The sequence below is a fragment of the bacterium genome (assembly GCA_016786595.1).
Taxonomy (GTDB): Bacteria; Bdellovibrionota_C; UBA2361; order SZUA-149; family JAEUWB01; genus JAEUWB01.
The window spans coordinates 43795-58700 of record JAEUWB010000039.1; the positions used below are offsets into that span (position 1 = coordinate 43795).

The 14906-nt window shown below is 43.3% G+C and carries 17 protein-coding genes and 4 tRNA genes; 10 read left to right on the forward strand and 11 right to left on the reverse strand.

The window, feature by feature from the left end:
- Window position 1: 1 nt before the first annotated feature.
- Window positions 2–1687 (forward strand): glycosyltransferase family 39 protein, encoded by a 1686-nt coding sequence (locus JNK13_06240; protein MBL7662336.1) that lies wholly within the window; start codon window positions 2–4, stop codon window positions 1685–1687.
- A 228-nt stretch (window positions 1688–1915) separates the two neighbouring features.
- Complete coding sequence (locus tag JNK13_06245; protein ID MBL7662337.1) at window positions 1916–2482, forward strand: hypothetical protein; 567 nt, start codon at window positions 1916–1918, stop codon at window positions 2480–2482.
- A gap of 85 nt (window positions 2483–2567) precedes the next feature.
- Here the strand turns inward: JNK13_06245 and JNK13_06250 are convergent, their stop codons facing one another.
- Both JNK13_06250 and JNK13_06255 read right to left on the reverse strand, forming a co-directional pair.
- Complete coding sequence (locus tag JNK13_06250) at window positions 2568–2933, reverse strand: DUF423 domain-containing protein (protein MBL7662338.1); 366 nt, start codon at window positions 2931–2933, stop codon at window positions 2568–2570.
- Complete coding sequence (locus JNK13_06255; protein MBL7662339.1) at window positions 2930–3115, reverse strand: GNAT family N-acetyltransferase; 186 nt, start codon at window positions 3113–3115, stop codon at window positions 2930–2932. Before JNK13_06255 ends, JNK13_06250 begins: the two co-directional genes overlap by 4 nt.
- A 137-nt stretch (window positions 3116–3252) precedes the next feature.
- On the opposite strand from JNK13_06255, the gene JNK13_06260 reads away from it, so the two are divergent.
- Window positions 3253–4077, forward strand: coding sequence for a type III pantothenate kinase (locus tag JNK13_06260; protein ID MBL7662340.1), 825 nt, complete (start codon window positions 3253–3255; stop codon window positions 4075–4077).
- Between the two features lies 1 nt (window position 4078).
- Entirely contained in the window at window positions 4079–4834 is a 756-nt protein-coding gene (locus JNK13_06265; GenBank protein MBL7662341.1) for a phosphopantothenate/pantothenate synthetase, read from the forward strand.
- A 139-nt stretch (window positions 4835–4973) separates the two neighbouring features.
- Here the strand turns inward: JNK13_06265 and JNK13_06270 are convergent, their stop codons facing one another.
- The gene (locus JNK13_06270; protein ID MBL7662342.1) at window positions 4974–5399 is read right to left on the reverse strand and encodes a hypothetical protein; all 426 of its coding nucleotides are present in this window, start codon (window positions 5397–5399) and stop codon (window positions 4974–4976) included.
- 240 nt (window positions 5400–5639) lie between these two features.
- Here JNK13_06270 and JNK13_06275 point away from each other — a divergent pair, with 240 nt between their 5' ends.
- Window positions 5640–6407 carry a TatD family hydrolase gene (locus JNK13_06275; protein MBL7662343.1) on the forward strand — a complete coding sequence of 256 codons (768 nt, stop codon included), beginning with the start codon at window positions 5640–5642 and terminating at the stop codon, window positions 6405–6407.
- A 52-nt stretch (window positions 6408–6459) separates the two neighbouring features.
- Window positions 6460–6990 (forward strand): NADH-quinone oxidoreductase subunit NuoB, encoded by a 531-nt coding sequence (gene nuoB / locus JNK13_06280; protein ID MBL7662344.1) that lies wholly within the window; start codon window positions 6460–6462, stop codon window positions 6988–6990.
- A 150-nt stretch (window positions 6991–7140) separates the two neighbouring features.
- On the opposite strand, the gene JNK13_06285 is transcribed toward nuoB, so the two are convergent.
- On the reverse strand, window positions 7141–7470 hold the full coding sequence (locus JNK13_06285) for a hypothetical protein (GenBank protein MBL7662345.1): 330 nt from the start codon (window positions 7468–7470) through the stop codon (window positions 7141–7143).
- On the reverse strand, window positions 7467–8987 hold the full coding sequence (locus tag JNK13_06290) for an ankyrin repeat domain-containing protein (protein MBL7662346.1): 1521 nt from the start codon (window positions 8985–8987) through the stop codon (window positions 7467–7469). Before JNK13_06290 ends, JNK13_06285 begins: the two co-directional genes overlap by 4 nt.
- Window positions 8988–9059: 72 nt before the next feature.
- On the opposite strand from JNK13_06290, the gene JNK13_06295 reads away from it, so the two are divergent.
- Both JNK13_06295 and JNK13_06300 read left to right on the forward strand, forming a co-directional pair.
- Window positions 9060–10103 (forward strand): DUF1611 domain-containing protein, encoded by a 1044-nt coding sequence (locus tag JNK13_06295; protein MBL7662347.1) that lies wholly within the window; start codon window positions 9060–9062, stop codon window positions 10101–10103.
- 10 nt (window positions 10104–10113) lie between these two features.
- Window positions 10114–11175 carry a dipeptide epimerase gene (locus JNK13_06300; GenBank protein ID MBL7662348.1) on the forward strand — a complete coding sequence of 354 codons (1062 nt, stop codon included), beginning with the start codon at window positions 10114–10116 and terminating at the stop codon, window positions 11173–11175.
- Between the two features lie 212 nt (window positions 11176–11387).
- Here the strand turns inward: JNK13_06300 and JNK13_06305 are convergent, their stop codons facing one another.
- From JNK13_06305 to JNK13_06325, 5 genes are all read right to left on the reverse strand, one after another.
- On the reverse strand, window positions 11388–11837 hold the full coding sequence (locus JNK13_06305) for an NUDIX hydrolase (GenBank protein MBL7662349.1): 450 nt from the start codon (window positions 11835–11837) through the stop codon (window positions 11388–11390).
- Between the two features lie 93 nt (window positions 11838–11930).
- Window positions 11931–12281, reverse strand: a complete 351-nt coding sequence (locus JNK13_06310) for a hypothetical protein (protein ID MBL7662350.1) — start codon at window positions 12279–12281, stop codon at window positions 11931–11933.
- 435 nt (window positions 12282–12716) lie between these two features.
- Window positions 12717–12805: transfer RNA gene (locus JNK13_06315), tRNA-Ser, on the reverse strand.
- Window positions 12806–12874: 69 nt separating this feature from the next.
- Window positions 12875–12996 (reverse strand) — tRNA-Ser (locus JNK13_06320).
- A 62-nt stretch (window positions 12997–13058) separates the two neighbouring features.
- Window positions 13059–13517, reverse strand: a complete 459-nt coding sequence (locus JNK13_06325; protein ID MBL7662351.1) for a nucleoside deaminase — start codon at window positions 13515–13517, stop codon at window positions 13059–13061.
- A gap of 20 nt (window positions 13518–13537) precedes the next feature.
- On the opposite strand from JNK13_06325, the gene JNK13_06330 reads away from it, so the two are divergent.
- Window positions 13538–14170, forward strand: a complete 633-nt coding sequence (locus JNK13_06330) for a CPBP family intramembrane metalloprotease (protein MBL7662352.1) — start codon at window positions 13538–13540, stop codon at window positions 14168–14170.
- A gap of 242 nt (window positions 14171–14412) precedes the next feature.
- Here the strand turns inward: JNK13_06330 and JNK13_06335 are convergent.
- A tRNA-Arg gene (locus JNK13_06335) sits at window positions 14413–14489 on the reverse strand.
- A gap of 190 nt (window positions 14490–14679) precedes the next feature.
- Here JNK13_06335 and JNK13_06340 point away from each other — a divergent pair.
- Window positions 14680–14768: transfer RNA gene (locus JNK13_06340), tRNA-Ser, on the forward strand.
- Window positions 14769–14906: the final 138 nt, after the last annotated feature.

A 14906-nucleotide genomic window follows, 5' to 3' on the forward strand; every position in this document is an offset into this window, starting at 1 on the left:
CATGAATTATTACAAGTTGCCGTACCTAATCTTTACGCTTGCCAGTATTGCGATCGGCTTTTTTTTCGCACATAAAATTTCAAATAGCAGCGCAAGCCGTCACCAAAAATCTCCACAAATAATCGGTAACGATTTGTTCTTATTAATTTTTGCAATTCTTGGCGGCACTTTGCTACGTATTTACGGTGTTGATTTTGGACTACCACGTGCTTATCACCCAGACGAACTGCAGAAAGCTACACTGCTAAGTAAAATGGTAAAAAACCAAACAATTGACCCCAATTACGCAGCACTCCCCCCACTACTGCTTTATCTTAGTTGGTTTGTTGCCCAACCACTTGAATGGTTGAACTACCCCGAGGGAAATTCAGTTGTCCGCTACCTACTCTCAGGTCGAATCGTGAATGTAATTACCGGCTCACTCTCAATCTATCTTATTTATTGCATCGGTAGACGCCTCTCTTCTAGTTTCACTGGAGTCTTAGCTGCCTTATTTTTAGCTTTTTCGCCGCTACATGTAACCAATAGTCGTTACATGAAAGAAGATGCGCTCTTTGTGTTTTTTACACTGGCCTGCGTGCTTGCGGTATTAAAGGCGATTCAAGCGGGGAAATTAAGGTACTTATATTTTGCTGGCTTTCTTGCCGGAGTTTCTTTTGGGGCAAAATATACTGGTCTTGTTACGATTGCCTGCGTGCTTGCAGTGCCCTGGTTAAAATCAGAACGTTTAACATTTAAGCCTGATTTAACTCTCCTCAAGCATTCGCTTGCTGCCACACTCTTGATGCCTGTCGGCTTTTTGGCAACCATGCCTTACGTATTTTTGTCGTTAGACCGTTTTACTTTTCTTTATTACGGCATTCGCACCGAGTCTTTGCATGCCATGCGTGGGCACCTTGGATTAGTGATTGACGCTTGGTCTCAGTTTTGGATGTATCATCTCTCAACTGGCTTAATTCCAGGAGTGTCTTTATTAGTCTTAACTTTTGCACTTTTACAAACTGGTATCACGCTTAGAGATTTAGAAACAAAATTCCTACTGATCGTTGGCGGAATGCTGATTTTTTATATCCCTCCCGAGTGGGCAGTCTCGAAGCCACCACCACAGCCTGACCGTTATGTCTTAGCATGTGTACCATTTATTGCCTTACTTGCCGCTGAATTTATTCGGCGGTTAAATCTTGAAATCTTTAATTTCAAGCTGATCTCAGCAAATCAAGAAAAGTTTAGAACGGGACTGCTCTCACTTACTTTGCTTTTTCCACTTTTAAGCACCTTGAAATACACTTCAGAAATTTATAATGACACGCGCAAGCAAGCAAGTAACTGGCTTGCCGGAAATATGCCTCCACAAACGAAAGTTATTGTTGCAGGGGGGACTGTTTATCTGCCACCTATTCCTAGCAACATCATCGATGTGACAATCAGGGATTTTGCGAAGGCAACTAAACGTGATCGAAAGCCGATGATTGAAAAGTTAAAATCCTCTGAGTATCAATATTTAATTGTCTCTGATTTCGATGCTAAACGTTTCGATCCTTATAAACCGAAGCGCAAGAGCCGTTTTGCTATTGGACTGCGCGCAGAGGTTGATAAAACTTTTCGCATCGTGAAGCAATTTCGCTCGAAATACGGAAGCTACGGATTTCATCATCCAGTAGTCACAATCTACCAGCTAAAAAGCTAAAGTGATTTGAATTTTCCTTCGCACGCGCAAAATAAACTTTAAGGCCCTTTCTGGCCTTAAGCAGAAACTCCCAGGAATTTGATTATTTTTCTCTTCAGGCGTATATTTTCCCGCTGAGTAGAAGACTACGCAACACGAATTGTCCTTGAGTCCCTTAATTTAGATCGAGTCTTTGCTAGAGCAAAAATGTTTTAGCAAAGACTCTAGTAAAGGGTCGAGGACAAGAAAATGCAGGTTATTATCAACACGACATCAATCCCAGGGAATGTTTCGGACCTCCCTGATCAAGTCACAGTGCTTGGCCGATCCCCTGAGGGCGGAGGGAATCAAATCCTTTCCACAAGCGCAGGCGGTCCATTGGCGGGACTTCTCTTCAAGTCGGAGGCAGAAGCTGTGCAATATGCCGGATCAAGGCCGTCATTGGCCGATCGAACTGGCCTCCTCGAGACATGGCAACTCTGGACTATCTCTCAAGGTGAAGCTTTTGAGATCATGCGCGCCCAAGGGCGAAGTCACGCAGCCCTTTGGAGTGCTGAGATCAAAGACACTGCTGCTAAGCCAGTCAAGGCAGCAAAGCCCGTAAAGGTCAAAAAGCCACGCCGTAATTTCAAGCAGTGGTGGGCAGATCTCAAGGACGGGAAAAAGAAAGGTCCGGAACTTGTTGGTAACTCGGAGCCTACATCTGAGCCTAGCGCAGCAAGTGCGTCAGCCAACAACCCAGAAACAGCGATCGCAACGCGCGAAGTCAATGAGACTTTGACGCTGATTCCACTTCCCGTACAGGTTACGGCATGAAACGCCTTAGGGCTTGGAAAGATTAATCTCTCCAAGCCCTAAGCAAATTTTTTATTAACGTTTTAGAATGTGTAGTCTTTCTCTCTTATTTTAGTGCAAATCCTAGAGAAATCCAGGCCGTAATCAAGAGAATGCCTCCAATTGGCGTAATTGCTCCAAGCCAGGGAGTATTTGTCAAAACTAAAATGTAAAGTGATCCTGAAAAAATTAGCACCCCGAGCAAAAGTAATAAATATATTCTTTCACCAGACTGAAGATCAATAAATTCATTCTTTACGAGTAACGGTATAAACAGTAACCCTAAACTGTGAATAAACTGATAAAACACAGCTTTTTCATAGACAGCTAAGCGATCAGCTATAACCATTCCACGTAGCGCATGAGCTCCAAATGCCCCCGCGCCAACAGCTAATGCCAAAAGAAGTGCTGAAATTTTCAGTTGTGATTTCATAAAAATAACTGCCAATAGCTGAGATCAATCCATTTTTTGAACTTACACCCGACTTGCTCGAAGTGGGCAACCTTGCGATAGCCAAGGCGCTTGTGCAGTATAACACTTGCTTCGTTCGGAAAAGCAATTCCAGCAACCTGGATTGCATCTTCAAGTGGCGCTACGCGAATTAATATATCCATCAGGCTTAAAAAAAGATATTGATACTAAACTATTAGACTCAAAAATTACTAGCTCCACGCCGAGATTGATTCTCTCAGCTCATTACGCTATAGAATCAAGCCAAATTGACCTGATCTCCAGCAAGAAGGGTACAAACATGATAAGTAAATCCCCCCAATCGCAATCCCAGACAAACTATAGCCTTTGCCTCGACGTAGGAAATACCAATCTCTATGGTGGGGTTTTTGCAGGCGAGGAGTTAATTACTTCCTTTCGCCGCGACACGACAACTGGCTCTGCAGCAGATGAATTCGGAGTATTTTTCCGCACAGTTTTACGAGAAAATGGCATCGATCCAAGTCTGGTGACAAAAGTTGGAATTTCTTCGGTTGTCCCTTCGCAAGTGCACTCGCTACGTGGAGCAGCAGTTAAATATTTTAACTGTGAACCCTTTATACTCAGAGCTGGAGTTAAGACCGGACTAAAAATTTTAATGAAAAATCCACCTGATGTTGGGGCAGATCGCATTGCCAATTCCATTTCTGCTGTCAAGCGTTACCCCCAACAAAATATCATTATTGTTGATTTCGGAACTGCAACTACCTACTGCGCAATTTCAAAAAATGCAGAATATCTCGGTGGAGCAATTATTCCTGGCATAAAAATTTCCATGGAAAGCCTTGAATCAAGAACTGCACGACTGCCGCGCGTTGAGATTGTAAAACCAGAAAATGCGCTCGGACGTTCAACTGTCGAATCAATTCAAGCTGGACTTTACTATTCGGCAGTTGGTTGCACCCGTGAAATTTGCCAAAATCTGATTCGAGAAACATTTAAAAATGAAAAAACAATTATTATCGGCACAGGCGGATTCTCACGCATGTTTGAGGATGCGGGACTTTTTGACACAATTTTAGCAGATTTAGTGCTCGATGGCGTGAGAATCGCCATGGAATTAAATACTCAGAGCTTCGGTAACTAATATGTCTAGCAGCGATATCCCGAGCAATCATCCACGCGCACTTTCACTAGCTCTACGTAAACGCATCGAGGACCACGTTGAAACTGGCTTGGTTGCTAAAGCTGGACCGATTGCGCATGGCCGTGGAGAAGCTTTTGATTATCTGATTGGAGAGCAAACTCTACCCTGCGTCTTAAACGACATCGAAACTGCCGCAGCCCTGCTACTTAAGGCAAAGCATCCAGTAATTAGTGTCAACGGCAATGCTGCCGTGTTGGTTCCAACGGAGCTTGTTGCTTTAGCAGCAGCGATTCCCGCGAAACTTGAAGTTAACGTTTTTTACGGGCGCACGTTTGAAAGAGAGAAAATGTTGGCTGCGCATTTAATGCAACACGGCGCCAAAGAAGTACTTGGCATTCACACCGAAGCTAAGGTACCCAATCTTCATTCTGCCCGCCAGCATGTTGACATCAACGGGATCGCTCAAGCTGATGTTGTGCTTGTTCCACTTGAAGATGGTGACCGCACTAAGGCGCTCATTGATTGGGGTAAAAAAGTTATCTCAATTGATTTAAATCCTTTTTCCCGCACTGCTCGTGATTCGACAATAAATATTTGCGATAATATCGTGCGCTGCGTGCCCGAACTAACCAAGGCGATTCAACTGCTAAAAGCAGACTCTGCCAAGGCGGAAAAGCTCATTGCTGGTTACGATAAAACTCAATCGACAAAAAATATTATCCAGGCAATCCAAGTTAGATTAAACTTCTTTCAATAAAAGGTTGAAAAAATTTTCCTTATTTCTCGATCATATCAAGATTTTAAGCTGTTGCTAAAATCCTAATTCGAAAGAAGTCTATTAGAAAAATTTATTGATTCTTAACTTTTCTTCCCAATTAAGATCTATCGAGTCAAGATCATGCTGATCTGGTTTTTAACTCCCTGATCAACTGCTGCTTAAATGGATGTTGCTTCGTTTCAAATTCACTTAGAGCAGAAAAATGAAGTTTTTTATACTTCACCAAGCGCGCAACAATACCACGTTCACTACGCGAAAATTTGACTGCCAAGTCAGCAATACTTTGACCTGCGCTGAAGTCAGCTAAAAGCATTTCATCGTCCTCTCGACTCCAAGCCTTGCCCAGATTTGAAGGAAAAATCTTGCGACGGACTTCTTCCTGATTTTTTTTCTCCAAAGCACTTGCCGCATGCATTAAGGCCCGAACAACGCTCGGGTCATGGCAAGGATTACTCTTGGGTAATGGAGCTTGAGTTTTAGGTTCAAGCCCTTGAGCTAGTACGCGAATAATATTGAGCGCCTCTTTAAGTTCACTCTCTGACATAAATCTCCTAACTAATTGATAATTAATACAGTAATGATCTAAAATCTTTGATCTTTTTTGGGGGAATAACCTGAGTCCGGGATAAGATTTCGTTAGCTTATCCCGAACCCAGGTTACTAGGTCTATTTTAAGAATTGACCCTCTACTGTATATATCGTCCGTTTTGAGATGTTTGTTGCGTATGGCAACGCATTTTTACAAGCTCAGCTTTAAAAGCACAGTTACAATAGCAATCATACCATGAGTTTAATCGATACCCATTGTCACCTCAGCTATTATGCAGCTGAAGAAATTCCCGGCCTCCTTGAACGGGCAAATCAGTGCGGTATTACCCGCGCGATCTCTATTGGCGCTGGTGAAGGGGCAGAGTCGGCTAAGCAAGCTATCAAGTTAGCTGAAACGTATCAGAATGTCTGGGCCAGTGTGGGAATTCACCCTCATGACGCCGGGCAATATACAACAGTCGAAACAATTGAAACACTTGCCCAACACCCACGCGTGGTTGCTATTGGTGAGACTGGACTAGATTTTTTCCGTGACTGGGCACCTCAAGCAAACCAGGAAAAACTTTTTATTGCGCAGATTGAATTAGCCAAGAAAGTTAATAAGCCGCTGATCATTCATTGCCGTGATGCGGCAGCTCAAACCCTAAAAATTTTGCTTGAAAATCAAGCTGACCACGTTGGCGGCGTTTTTCATTGCTACAGCGAAGATGCTCAGTTTGCAGCAGAGTTAAGAAAAATAAATTTCATGGTCTCCTTTACAGGTAGCTTAACGTTTAAAAAAGCTACTGCCCTGCGCGAAGCTGCACGTGAGATTCCTCTCGATCAAATCATGCTCGAGACAGATACTCCCTACATGGCACCTGAGCCTTTTCGCGGCGCTCAAAGTGAACCCATGCACGTATTAAAGATTGCCGAAATGCTTGCTCAAGTTAAAGCTATTACTCTTGAAGAAGTTGCAGAAATAAGCACAAAAAATGCTCTGCGGTTATTCAGACTTTGCTAAAGACGAGCAATTTCAGCTAAGATAGCAAACAGTTATTATTAGTAGGTACATAATGTTTAACACATCTCCAGATGAAAGTTTTGGAACGACAACTTTAGAGGCTGCAATTGGCTGGTGTCGGAAGTATTCACTATTTTCCTATCCATTTGTTACCGCCTGCTGCGGCATGGAATTTATGGCCGTGAGTTGCTCCCATTACGATACCGATCGTTTTGGCGCAGCACTTCCGCGCTTTACCCCACGCCAATCAGATTTACTTTGGGTAGTTGGCACGATCACTCACAAACAAGCCCCTGTGCTTTTAAGAGTTTATGAGCAGATGGCTGAACCTAAGTGGGTGATTGCGTTTGGAGCCTGTGCTTCTTCGGGTGGGTTTTATGATAATTATGCTACAGTTGCAGGCGTTGATAAATTAATCCCAGTAGATATGTACATTCCAGGTTGTCCACCTCGACCAGAAGCAGTGCTCGATGCACTGATGAAGTTACAGCGTGATATTCATCGCTCAAAACAAGCTTTATTGGGGAATCAAGAAACACCTCGCGCAGACTTAGTCAGCGAGTATATAGCTACGAAGTCCTAGAGCGTTTCACCTTTTGGTGTAGCAATAAACAGAGACTAAATCGGCGCCATGTTTAATTTTTTCGCGCCTCCGGGAGCGCTTTATAAGCGCTCCTTAGAGCAACTCACGATTCGCTACATTGAATCGTGAATGCTCTAAAGTAAGCAATTTTTACTCTTTCCAATAGCGATCTTCGAGATAACGGCGAAACCAACCATTAATTGAAGATAAAACCATTAAGCAAAATGGATAAACCATAAAGCGTGTCATTTCTTCGCTGATGGTTTGTACTAGCTGCGTATCTTTAAGGTGTGGAACTGCATAGATGTCCAGCAATACGCTGCAAATAAAAGCAAGTAAGCAAAACATGGCTTGATTAAAGTAGAATGCCGGTGATTGCTGTTCTGCGTGCTTACGTAACTTACGGTAGCTTGACTCAATTCCAAGAATCAACAGGACCACAACCGGTAGAAACCATAAAATGTAGAGAAAGAATGTCATTGCTTTTTGTTTGAATATCGCTGTTTATCTAGCTCTTGTTTTAAGTAGCGTGCCACATCTTCATGCCCTTTTTGAAAAGCCGCATGAACTGGCGACCACTTAACTGCATTACCTTCATCAATTTTCGCACCACGCGCTAGAAGCTTTTTTACCAGTCCCAAATCACCTTCTTCGGCCGCAGCAGTTAAAGGAGTTACATAGCCACGATCTCGCTTATTCACGTCAGCGCCTTTACTGAGTAACATATCAACGAAGGGGCCGTTACGATAACGGATGGCTTCAATCAAAAGTGATTTGCCGTCTTGAGTCAAGGTATTTGGCTCAACCCCACCAGCTAAGAGCAATTTAGTCATTGATCCATTTTGAATTTTTAATGTTAAGAGCAACGTGTCCGAAGTGAGCACGCTTTTCGGCAAAAGTGGAACGATTAATTCAACTAGTTTAGGGTCGCCACGTCGAATGACGTTCTCTAAAAAACCTCGATCGTTAACGCCATCTTTAGCGGAAAATTTATATCCACGTGAAACGAGAATTTGCGCTAAAGCTAAATGTCCCTTAGAGACAGCGCGCTTGAGCACTGATTCCCCATTTGGTAACTGCGATGCTGCTCCCGGAGGAGGCAATAATTTTAAGGCAGTCTCGCTGTCTCCCTTATCAAGCGCATTCATTAGTGAAACGTTAATTCCTGTGCCCCCGAGATTTGGCGAGGCCTTTGATTGCAGGAGTAGATCCACGACAGCAGTATGCGCTCTACTTGAGGCTAGAGTTAAGGCTGTGGCTTGATCGTCGCGAATAATATTGGGATCCACCCCTGCCTTAAGTAAGACGTCAACCGCGGAAACAGACCCTGATTCCGCAGCAAACATTAGCGCAGTTGATTTAGCAGCATCTTGCACATGCGGATTTGCGCCACTGGTAAGTAGTAGTTTAATCACTTCTGCTCTCCCACTACTTGCCGCAAAGTGTAAGGGAGTCTTCCCATCAGATGTTTTTAAATTTGCGCTTACGCCGCTAGCAAGGAGTGCTTCAGTAATCCGCAGCTGCCCCTTATTTGCGGCAACATGAATCGCAGAAATTCCCCCCTTACCTTGCTCACCTGGAGGCGCTCCAACGTCAAGCAACAAACCTACTGTATCTTCAAATCCGCCCTGGACTGCAAGCAAAAGTGGTGCTGCCTGATCTTTACAGTGGGTTTTCACAGTAGCGCCGCGGTCTAATAAAATTTTAATAATTTTCGTACGGCCGAGTTCTGCAGCAGCACAAATTGGTGATTGCCCAAGTGCATCTTCCTCGCCTGGGAAAACGCCGGCATCAATCACACTTGTAACTAATTTCTCATCGCCGGACTTAACTGCAACCAGTAATGTTTCAATATCTCCAGCTGTGCTAGGTTTTTCAGATGTGACCTCTGCAAGTTCAGATGCACTTGGTTTTAGAAAATTGCCGCCTTGGCCAGATCCAATTATATAGCCTACAATACAGACTATAAATAATATAACGGCGATAATTTGTGGCATGAGACTTTATTCCTTAATTCGACTATGCTTAAGCTTAGCATTAGTACTACTTAATGAAGAAGGGTAACTTTTATGCAGTCAGCCCCAGAAGCCATAATATATTGTGAAGGAGCGTACCAAAACACCTATGGGAAGACAGCCCATGGACTGATGCGCCGTTCAAAGCGCTTTTCAATTCGAGCAGTTATCGACAGCACAGCAAGCCCAGCAGATGCCGGTGAATTACTTGATGGCATAAAAAATAGCATCCCAGTCGTAAATTCATTGTCGCAAGCACAGCAATATTTATCTACAAACGTTGAGCGTTATTTAGTGATTGGCCTTGCAACTGATGGAGGAGTGCTGCCGGCAACGGCTCATCCAGTAATTCGATCGGCAATCACTGCGGGGATGCATGTAATTTGTGGTTTGCACGATTATCTCCAAGAGCAGCAGGAATTTTTAGAACTTGCCTTAAAGCATGATGTAAAATTAGTTGATGTGCGTAAACCCCCACATCCTAAAAATCTACATTTCTTTTCTGGAAAAATTTCAGAAGTGCAATCAAAAAAAGTTGCCGTACTTGGCACTGATTCTGCGATTGGCAAGCGCACTACAGCCTGGAAAATAGTTGAAGGCTTGGAGGCCTCAGGCCGAAAAGCTGAATTAATCGGCACTGGGCAAACTGCCTGGCTACAAGGTGCGAAATTTAGCATCGTCCTTGATGCACTTCCCAATGACTTTGTCACTGGAGAACTCGAGCACGCTGCTTGGCTAGCTTGGAACGAAATGAAACCAGATTATTTAGTCGTGGAAGGTCAGGGTAGTTTACTACATCCAGCTTTCCCAGGAGGATTTGAAATTCTTGCTGCAATTAAACCTGACTTTATTATTCTTCAACACGCACCAAAACGCACTGAGTACGATGGGTTCCCCTATCGACTACACTCACTAAAACAGCAGATTGATGCGCTTGAAGCCATTGCTGAAAAAAAAGTTACTGCAATTACGATTAACCACGAAAAGATGACAAAGGCAGAAGTTGAAGCTTGGGCCAAAACCACAGAAAATGAGCTAAAAATCCCCTGTATCGACATGCTCTGGATGAATCCTCAATCAATTCTTAAACTTCTATGACAAAGATCTCATGCGCATCAAGAATATAGAACTACGCCACCACCGATTTGAACTCAAAGAACCTTACGAAATTGCCTATCAGTATATTACGCACGCCGATAATCTTTTCATGCAAATCACAACGGATAGGGGGCTCCACGCCTACGGGGTCGCGGCCCCAGAACCTGAAATCACAGGCGACAGTGTGGAAACAGTCACTGCTGATTTTGAGAAAATTATTCAGCCGCAATTAATCGGACATGAATTTAATAATCCACTTGAGTTTTTAACCGTGTTGGATCAAGTTTTAATCCAACGTCCTGCAAGCTTAGCGCTAATCGATATGGCGCTTTACGACCTAGCCTCGAAACTTAGCCATCAACCACTGGTAAAATTTCTCGGCGAATATCATAAAAGCGTAGAAACTTCGATGACAATTGGCATTTTACCAACTGAGGAAGTTCTGAAAAAAGCGGCGGAGCATGTCCAACAAGGTTTTACAGCACTAAAAATTAAGGGCGGGAAAAATGTCTTGCAAGATATTGAAACTGTCACAAAAATTAAGGAGATCTATCAAAATCGAATAAAAATTATTTTTGACGCCAATCAAGGTTATTCTCGAGAAGATGCAGCAAAATTTTTCGCTGGCACGCAAACGCTGGAGCTTTATGCAGTTGAGCAACCGCTGGTAAAAGACGATTACCTTGGACTAGGGATGCTGCAACATACGCAACATACACCAATTATGGTTGATGAATCGTTGCAGACCGAAGCAAATTTACAAACCGTAGTCGACACACAATGTGCAAAAATAATTAACCTCAAACTTATGAAAGTTGGTGGGATTGCTGTTGCTAAGCGTTTGAATGACGCAATCAAAGCACACAAATTAGCTTCGCTAGTTGGTTGTATGGATGAGTGCGGGCTTGCAATAGCTGCGGCCTTACATTTTGCTTTAGCTGAACCTAATATTCCAATGGTTGACCTCGACAGCCATTTCGGATTTTTACATGATATTACATCAGATGCTGTTATTTTTAATCAGGGTCATTTGTCTGTGACCGACCGCCCGGGAATCGGCTTTGACTTTTAAGTATTTTCAGAATCTTACATTGAGTAGAGCGAAATGTAAGTTCTAGAAAATACTTATCCTGAGCGAGCGCTCGCGCGAGTCGAAGGATCTCCTCCATTTGATCTTTCAGAATCTTACATTGAGTAGAGCGAAATGTAAGTTCTAGAAAATACTTATCCTGAGTGAGCGCCCGCGCGAGTCGAAGGGTCTCCTCCATTTGATCTTTCAGAATCTTACATTGAGCTCAAACTTAAGTGCGGGTTGCGTCGAAAAAAGTCATCAATCGCAGCCTCTTTTTCTGTTTCAGCTTTTAAATCTGCCAAATTAACCCATTTCGAATCAGTGGCCTCGGTCGGGTCAATTATTAATTCTTGACCTTTTGAAAGCTCAGCATAAAAAATCATGACTACTCGTGATGTTTTCTCGTTAAAGCGAAAATGAAATTGTTGATCTTGGCCAAAACCGAGAAACTTAGGGTGCTTCAACTCAACCCCTAGTTCTTCCTTCATTTCACGAAGAAATGATTCCTCTAGTGACGTTTCATCAAATTCAGGCCGCCCCCCAGGTAATCGCCAAACTTTAAAACTGGGGCACTTAGTCAGCAGGAATTTCCCTTCACGCTGGATTAATCCACTACAGACAACTTTTGGGCCTCGATGTTGATGATATGATGTTAAAGTCATGAGTTATCTAGTTCCGTCTAGATTACTTTACAAAAATAATTACCCCGCGCCAGAAGTAAAACATTTACTCACCACACTATTTCGCGAAACAACCTAGTGCGCAACGAGAGAATTAATTTTACCTTGAGCGTAATCATTCACAAAACATAGCGTAAATGGCCTGCTCGGGTCATGCGCAGCTGATGGATTTTTACCAAGTAATAAAGAATAAGCTTCAAGATACTGATCTTCGGATAAATGCTTTTTCCCAGGAGCTGCACGTAAAAAATTCTTACAGTCCGAAGATAGATAAATAACAATTCCCTTGCCGATACCTAAATAGTATCCACCAATATCCTTAGATTTAAACGTATAAACGCCAGCCGGAATGCAGTTGACCTGCTTAGTAAGTTCAATCGAGTCACCTGAACGCAATAATTTCTTGATTCTCTTGATTCTTTTCATGCTCACCTCATTAAGTTAGTGGTTAACAGCCTCTATCTTTATTTTCGGCCGTTTCCTTGAGGGTGTTGCCTAAAGTGAGAAATATTTTTGGGATTTAATGCTTAAGTTTTAGCCGACTCATCAGTATCGCAGGTTCAAAGCTGTAAGTTTAGCTAGGAAAGAGAGTTTTCAAGCTCCTAGCGGGCTCGCCGTGAGCCTGCAGAACGGAGGGGGAGGGATTCTCTGTGTTTGTTGGCTACGCCTACGGCTGCGCTGTTCGAATCCCACTAGAAACACTTCGTGTTTCTTTTACTGCGTAAAACTCCTGGCGGAGAGGGAGGGATTCGCTGTGTTTATTAGCTACGCCGGCGGCTTCGCGTTCGAATCCCACCAGAAACACTTTGTGTTTCTTTTACTGCGTAAAACTCCTGGCAGGCTTGCCGTGAGCCTGCAGAACGGAGAGGGAGGGATTCGAACCCTCGGTACGGTTTGACCCGTACACATGCTTTCCAAGCATGCACCATCGGCCACTCGGACACCTCTCCATGAGTTCTAAAACATGTTTCTAACCCGTTTTATTCAATGTTGCAAAATTTAATGGGAATTCAAATAATTAGAGGGAGGGATTCGCTGGGTTTGATTTTCGCGATGACTGAAGTCATCGCGGGCATCGGTACGGTTTGACCCGTACACATGCTTTCCAAGCATGCACCATCGGCCACTCGGACACCTCTCCCGACTTCGCCAAAGCTACGTCGGGCAAGCCCAAAGCAGTCTTAGCTTTATTTCACAATTCTTCTAACCTCTTCTCTGTTTAAAGAAAAGTTCCAGTAATTGCTGAGATTCTTCGGCCATTAATTCCGGGAAAACATGAACACTTCTACCGATTCCAGGATGATTGCTGAGATCAAATAACGACCCAACTGCCCCAGCTTTTTTGTCATACGCGCCAAAATAAAGATTCTTGATCCGACTTTGCAATATTGCACCAATGCACATCACGCACGGTTCTAGAGTCACATATAGATCAGCATCGTTTAAACGCCAGTTACTAAATGATTTTCCAGCTTCACGAATTGCCAATAACTCAGCATGGCTCGAAGCATCGTGATTTATTTCAACTTGATTGTACGAGCGCGCTATTATTTTGTCTTGCTGCACTATTACAGCACCAACAGGAACTTCGCCATTTGCATAGGCAAGCTTTGCTTGCTCAAGTGCAGCCTCCATGTATATGTTATGTGCTTTACTATTCATCGACTGAAACAATAACAGAAATGAAAAGATCCTTGCTAGCTTTCGAGATTTTAGTGCTTTTTGTCATACCACCGCTACTGATCTTCTACGAAATTATTCCCCGCAAGCCTTTTCCTTATATTATTATCGCAACGCTCTATGCACTGGCGATCCTCAATCGGCAAGCCAAACTCACTTCTACAATGTTCTGGGGACAAAACTACTCTCGGCAAAGTTTGTTCAAATCATTACGACAATGCTTAGTCGCTACTCTATTTATTGCAGGTTTTGTTTTGATTTTTTATCCGGAGATGTTCTTAAGTTTTCCACTAGAAAGACCCAAGATATGGCTTTTAGTCACCTTACTTTATCCTCTGCTTTCAGCTTTGCCTCAAGAATTGATTTATCGAACTTTTTTCTTTAGCCGCTATCAAGATTTTTTTGGCAGCGAAAAAGTCACTATTATTGCAAGCACTCTACTATTTGCATATGCACACATGATTTATTTACATCCTGTGAGCATTTTATTTTGCCTCGTTGGCGGATTCATATTCTCACTGTCATATGTAAGAACCAGAGCTTTACTATTCCCAGCTCTTGAGCATGCCCTACTGGGGCTTGCAGTTTTCACACTTGGAATAGGTAAATTCTTCTATCACGGTGCGGTGAAGTAAAAACTAGCCAGCTACTCACCAGTAGGTCGAAAGATTGGGATTTTGAATGTTGGTAGATGGCGCACCCGGAGCGATTTGCCGAAATAATTTAAATGGCCGACCTACTTACCAGCTGAGTCTGCTGCTACAAGTATTCGCAGCAGCCATTTCCGTCGCATAGTTATTCGCTACGCTCATTCTGCGACGGCGTAGCCAGCTACTCACCAGTAGGTCGAAAGATTGGGATTTTGAATGTTGGTAGATGGCGCACCCGGAGCGATTTGAACGCCCGACCTACTGGTTCGTAGCCAGTTGCTCTATCCAGCTGAGCTACGGGTGCACAGAGCAAAACGAGCGGGAATTCATAGCTATTTAACCTTTTTCAATCAAGCCCCGACTAAAAAGCTTCGCAAATAGCTATAAAATATCACTTTTCTTGATTCAAGTAGGCAAAAACGATAACACCACGTCTGGCTATTGATTAGATTTCAGTAATGAAGTGTTTAATTGTATAGCGAAATTGATTTATTGGAGAGATGACCGAGAGGCCGAAGGTGCTCGATTGCTAATCGAGTGTACGAGTAAAATCGTACCGAGGGTTCGAATCCCTCTCTCTCCGGTCCTCGATGAAACAAAATTGAGGGCTGGAGACTCAGGCTATGACTAGCAATTCTCTTTGTCGCTTGCTAATAAATCAATTGAAAATTTCTGGAGAGGTGGCAGAGTGGTTGATCGCTCCGGTCTTGAAAACCGGCGA

Excerpts from the sequence above, each read along its gene's own strand:
- JNK13_06240 (MBL7662336.1), top strand. The coding sequence starts at position 2 with ATGAATTATTACAAGTTGCCGTACCTAATCTTTACGCTTGCCAGTATT.
- JNK13_06245 (MBL7662337.1), top strand. The coding sequence starts at position 1,916 with ATGCAGGTTATTATCAACACGACATCAATCCCAGGGAATGTTTCGGAC.
- JNK13_06250 (MBL7662338.1), bottom strand. The coding sequence starts at position 2,933 with ATGAAATCACAACTGAAAATTTCAGCACTTCTTTTGGCATTAGCTGTT.
- JNK13_06255 (MBL7662339.1), bottom strand. The coding sequence starts at position 3,115 with ATGGATATATTAATTCGCGTAGCGCCACTTGAAGATGCAATCCAGGTT.
- JNK13_06260 (MBL7662340.1), top strand. The coding sequence starts at position 3,253 with ATGATAAGTAAATCCCCCCAATCGCAATCCCAGACAAACTATAGCCTT.
- JNK13_06265 (MBL7662341.1), top strand. The coding sequence starts at position 4,079 with ATGTCTAGCAGCGATATCCCGAGCAATCATCCACGCGCACTTTCACTA.
- JNK13_06270 (MBL7662342.1), bottom strand. The coding sequence starts at position 5,399 with ATGTCAGAGAGTGAACTTAAAGAGGCGCTCAATATTATTCGCGTACTA.
- JNK13_06275 (MBL7662343.1), top strand. The coding sequence starts at position 5,640 with ATGAGTTTAATCGATACCCATTGTCACCTCAGCTATTATGCAGCTGAA.
- nuoB (MBL7662344.1), top strand. The coding sequence starts at position 6,460 with ATGTTTAACACATCTCCAGATGAAAGTTTTGGAACGACAACTTTAGAG.
- JNK13_06285 (MBL7662345.1), bottom strand. The coding sequence starts at position 7,470 with ATGACATTCTTTCTCTACATTTTATGGTTTCTACCGGTTGTGGTCCTG.
- JNK13_06290 (MBL7662346.1), bottom strand. The coding sequence starts at position 8,987 with ATGCCACAAATTATCGCCGTTATATTATTTATAGTCTGTATTGTAGGC.
- JNK13_06295 (MBL7662347.1), top strand. The coding sequence starts at position 9,060 with ATGCAGTCAGCCCCAGAAGCCATAATATATTGTGAAGGAGCGTACCAA.
- JNK13_06300 (MBL7662348.1), top strand. The coding sequence starts at position 10,114 with ATGCGCATCAAGAATATAGAACTACGCCACCACCGATTTGAACTCAAA.
- JNK13_06305 (MBL7662349.1), bottom strand. The coding sequence starts at position 11,837 with ATGACTTTAACATCATATCATCAACATCGAGGCCCAAAAGTTGTCTGT.
- JNK13_06310 (MBL7662350.1), bottom strand. The coding sequence starts at position 12,281 with ATGAAAAGAATCAAGAGAATCAAGAAATTATTGCGTTCAGGTGACTCG.
- JNK13_06325 (MBL7662351.1), bottom strand. The coding sequence starts at position 13,517 with ATGAATAGTAAAGCACATAACATATACATGGAGGCTGCACTTGAGCAA.
- JNK13_06330 (MBL7662352.1), top strand. The coding sequence starts at position 13,538 with ATGAAAAGATCCTTGCTAGCTTTCGAGATTTTAGTGCTTTTTGTCATA.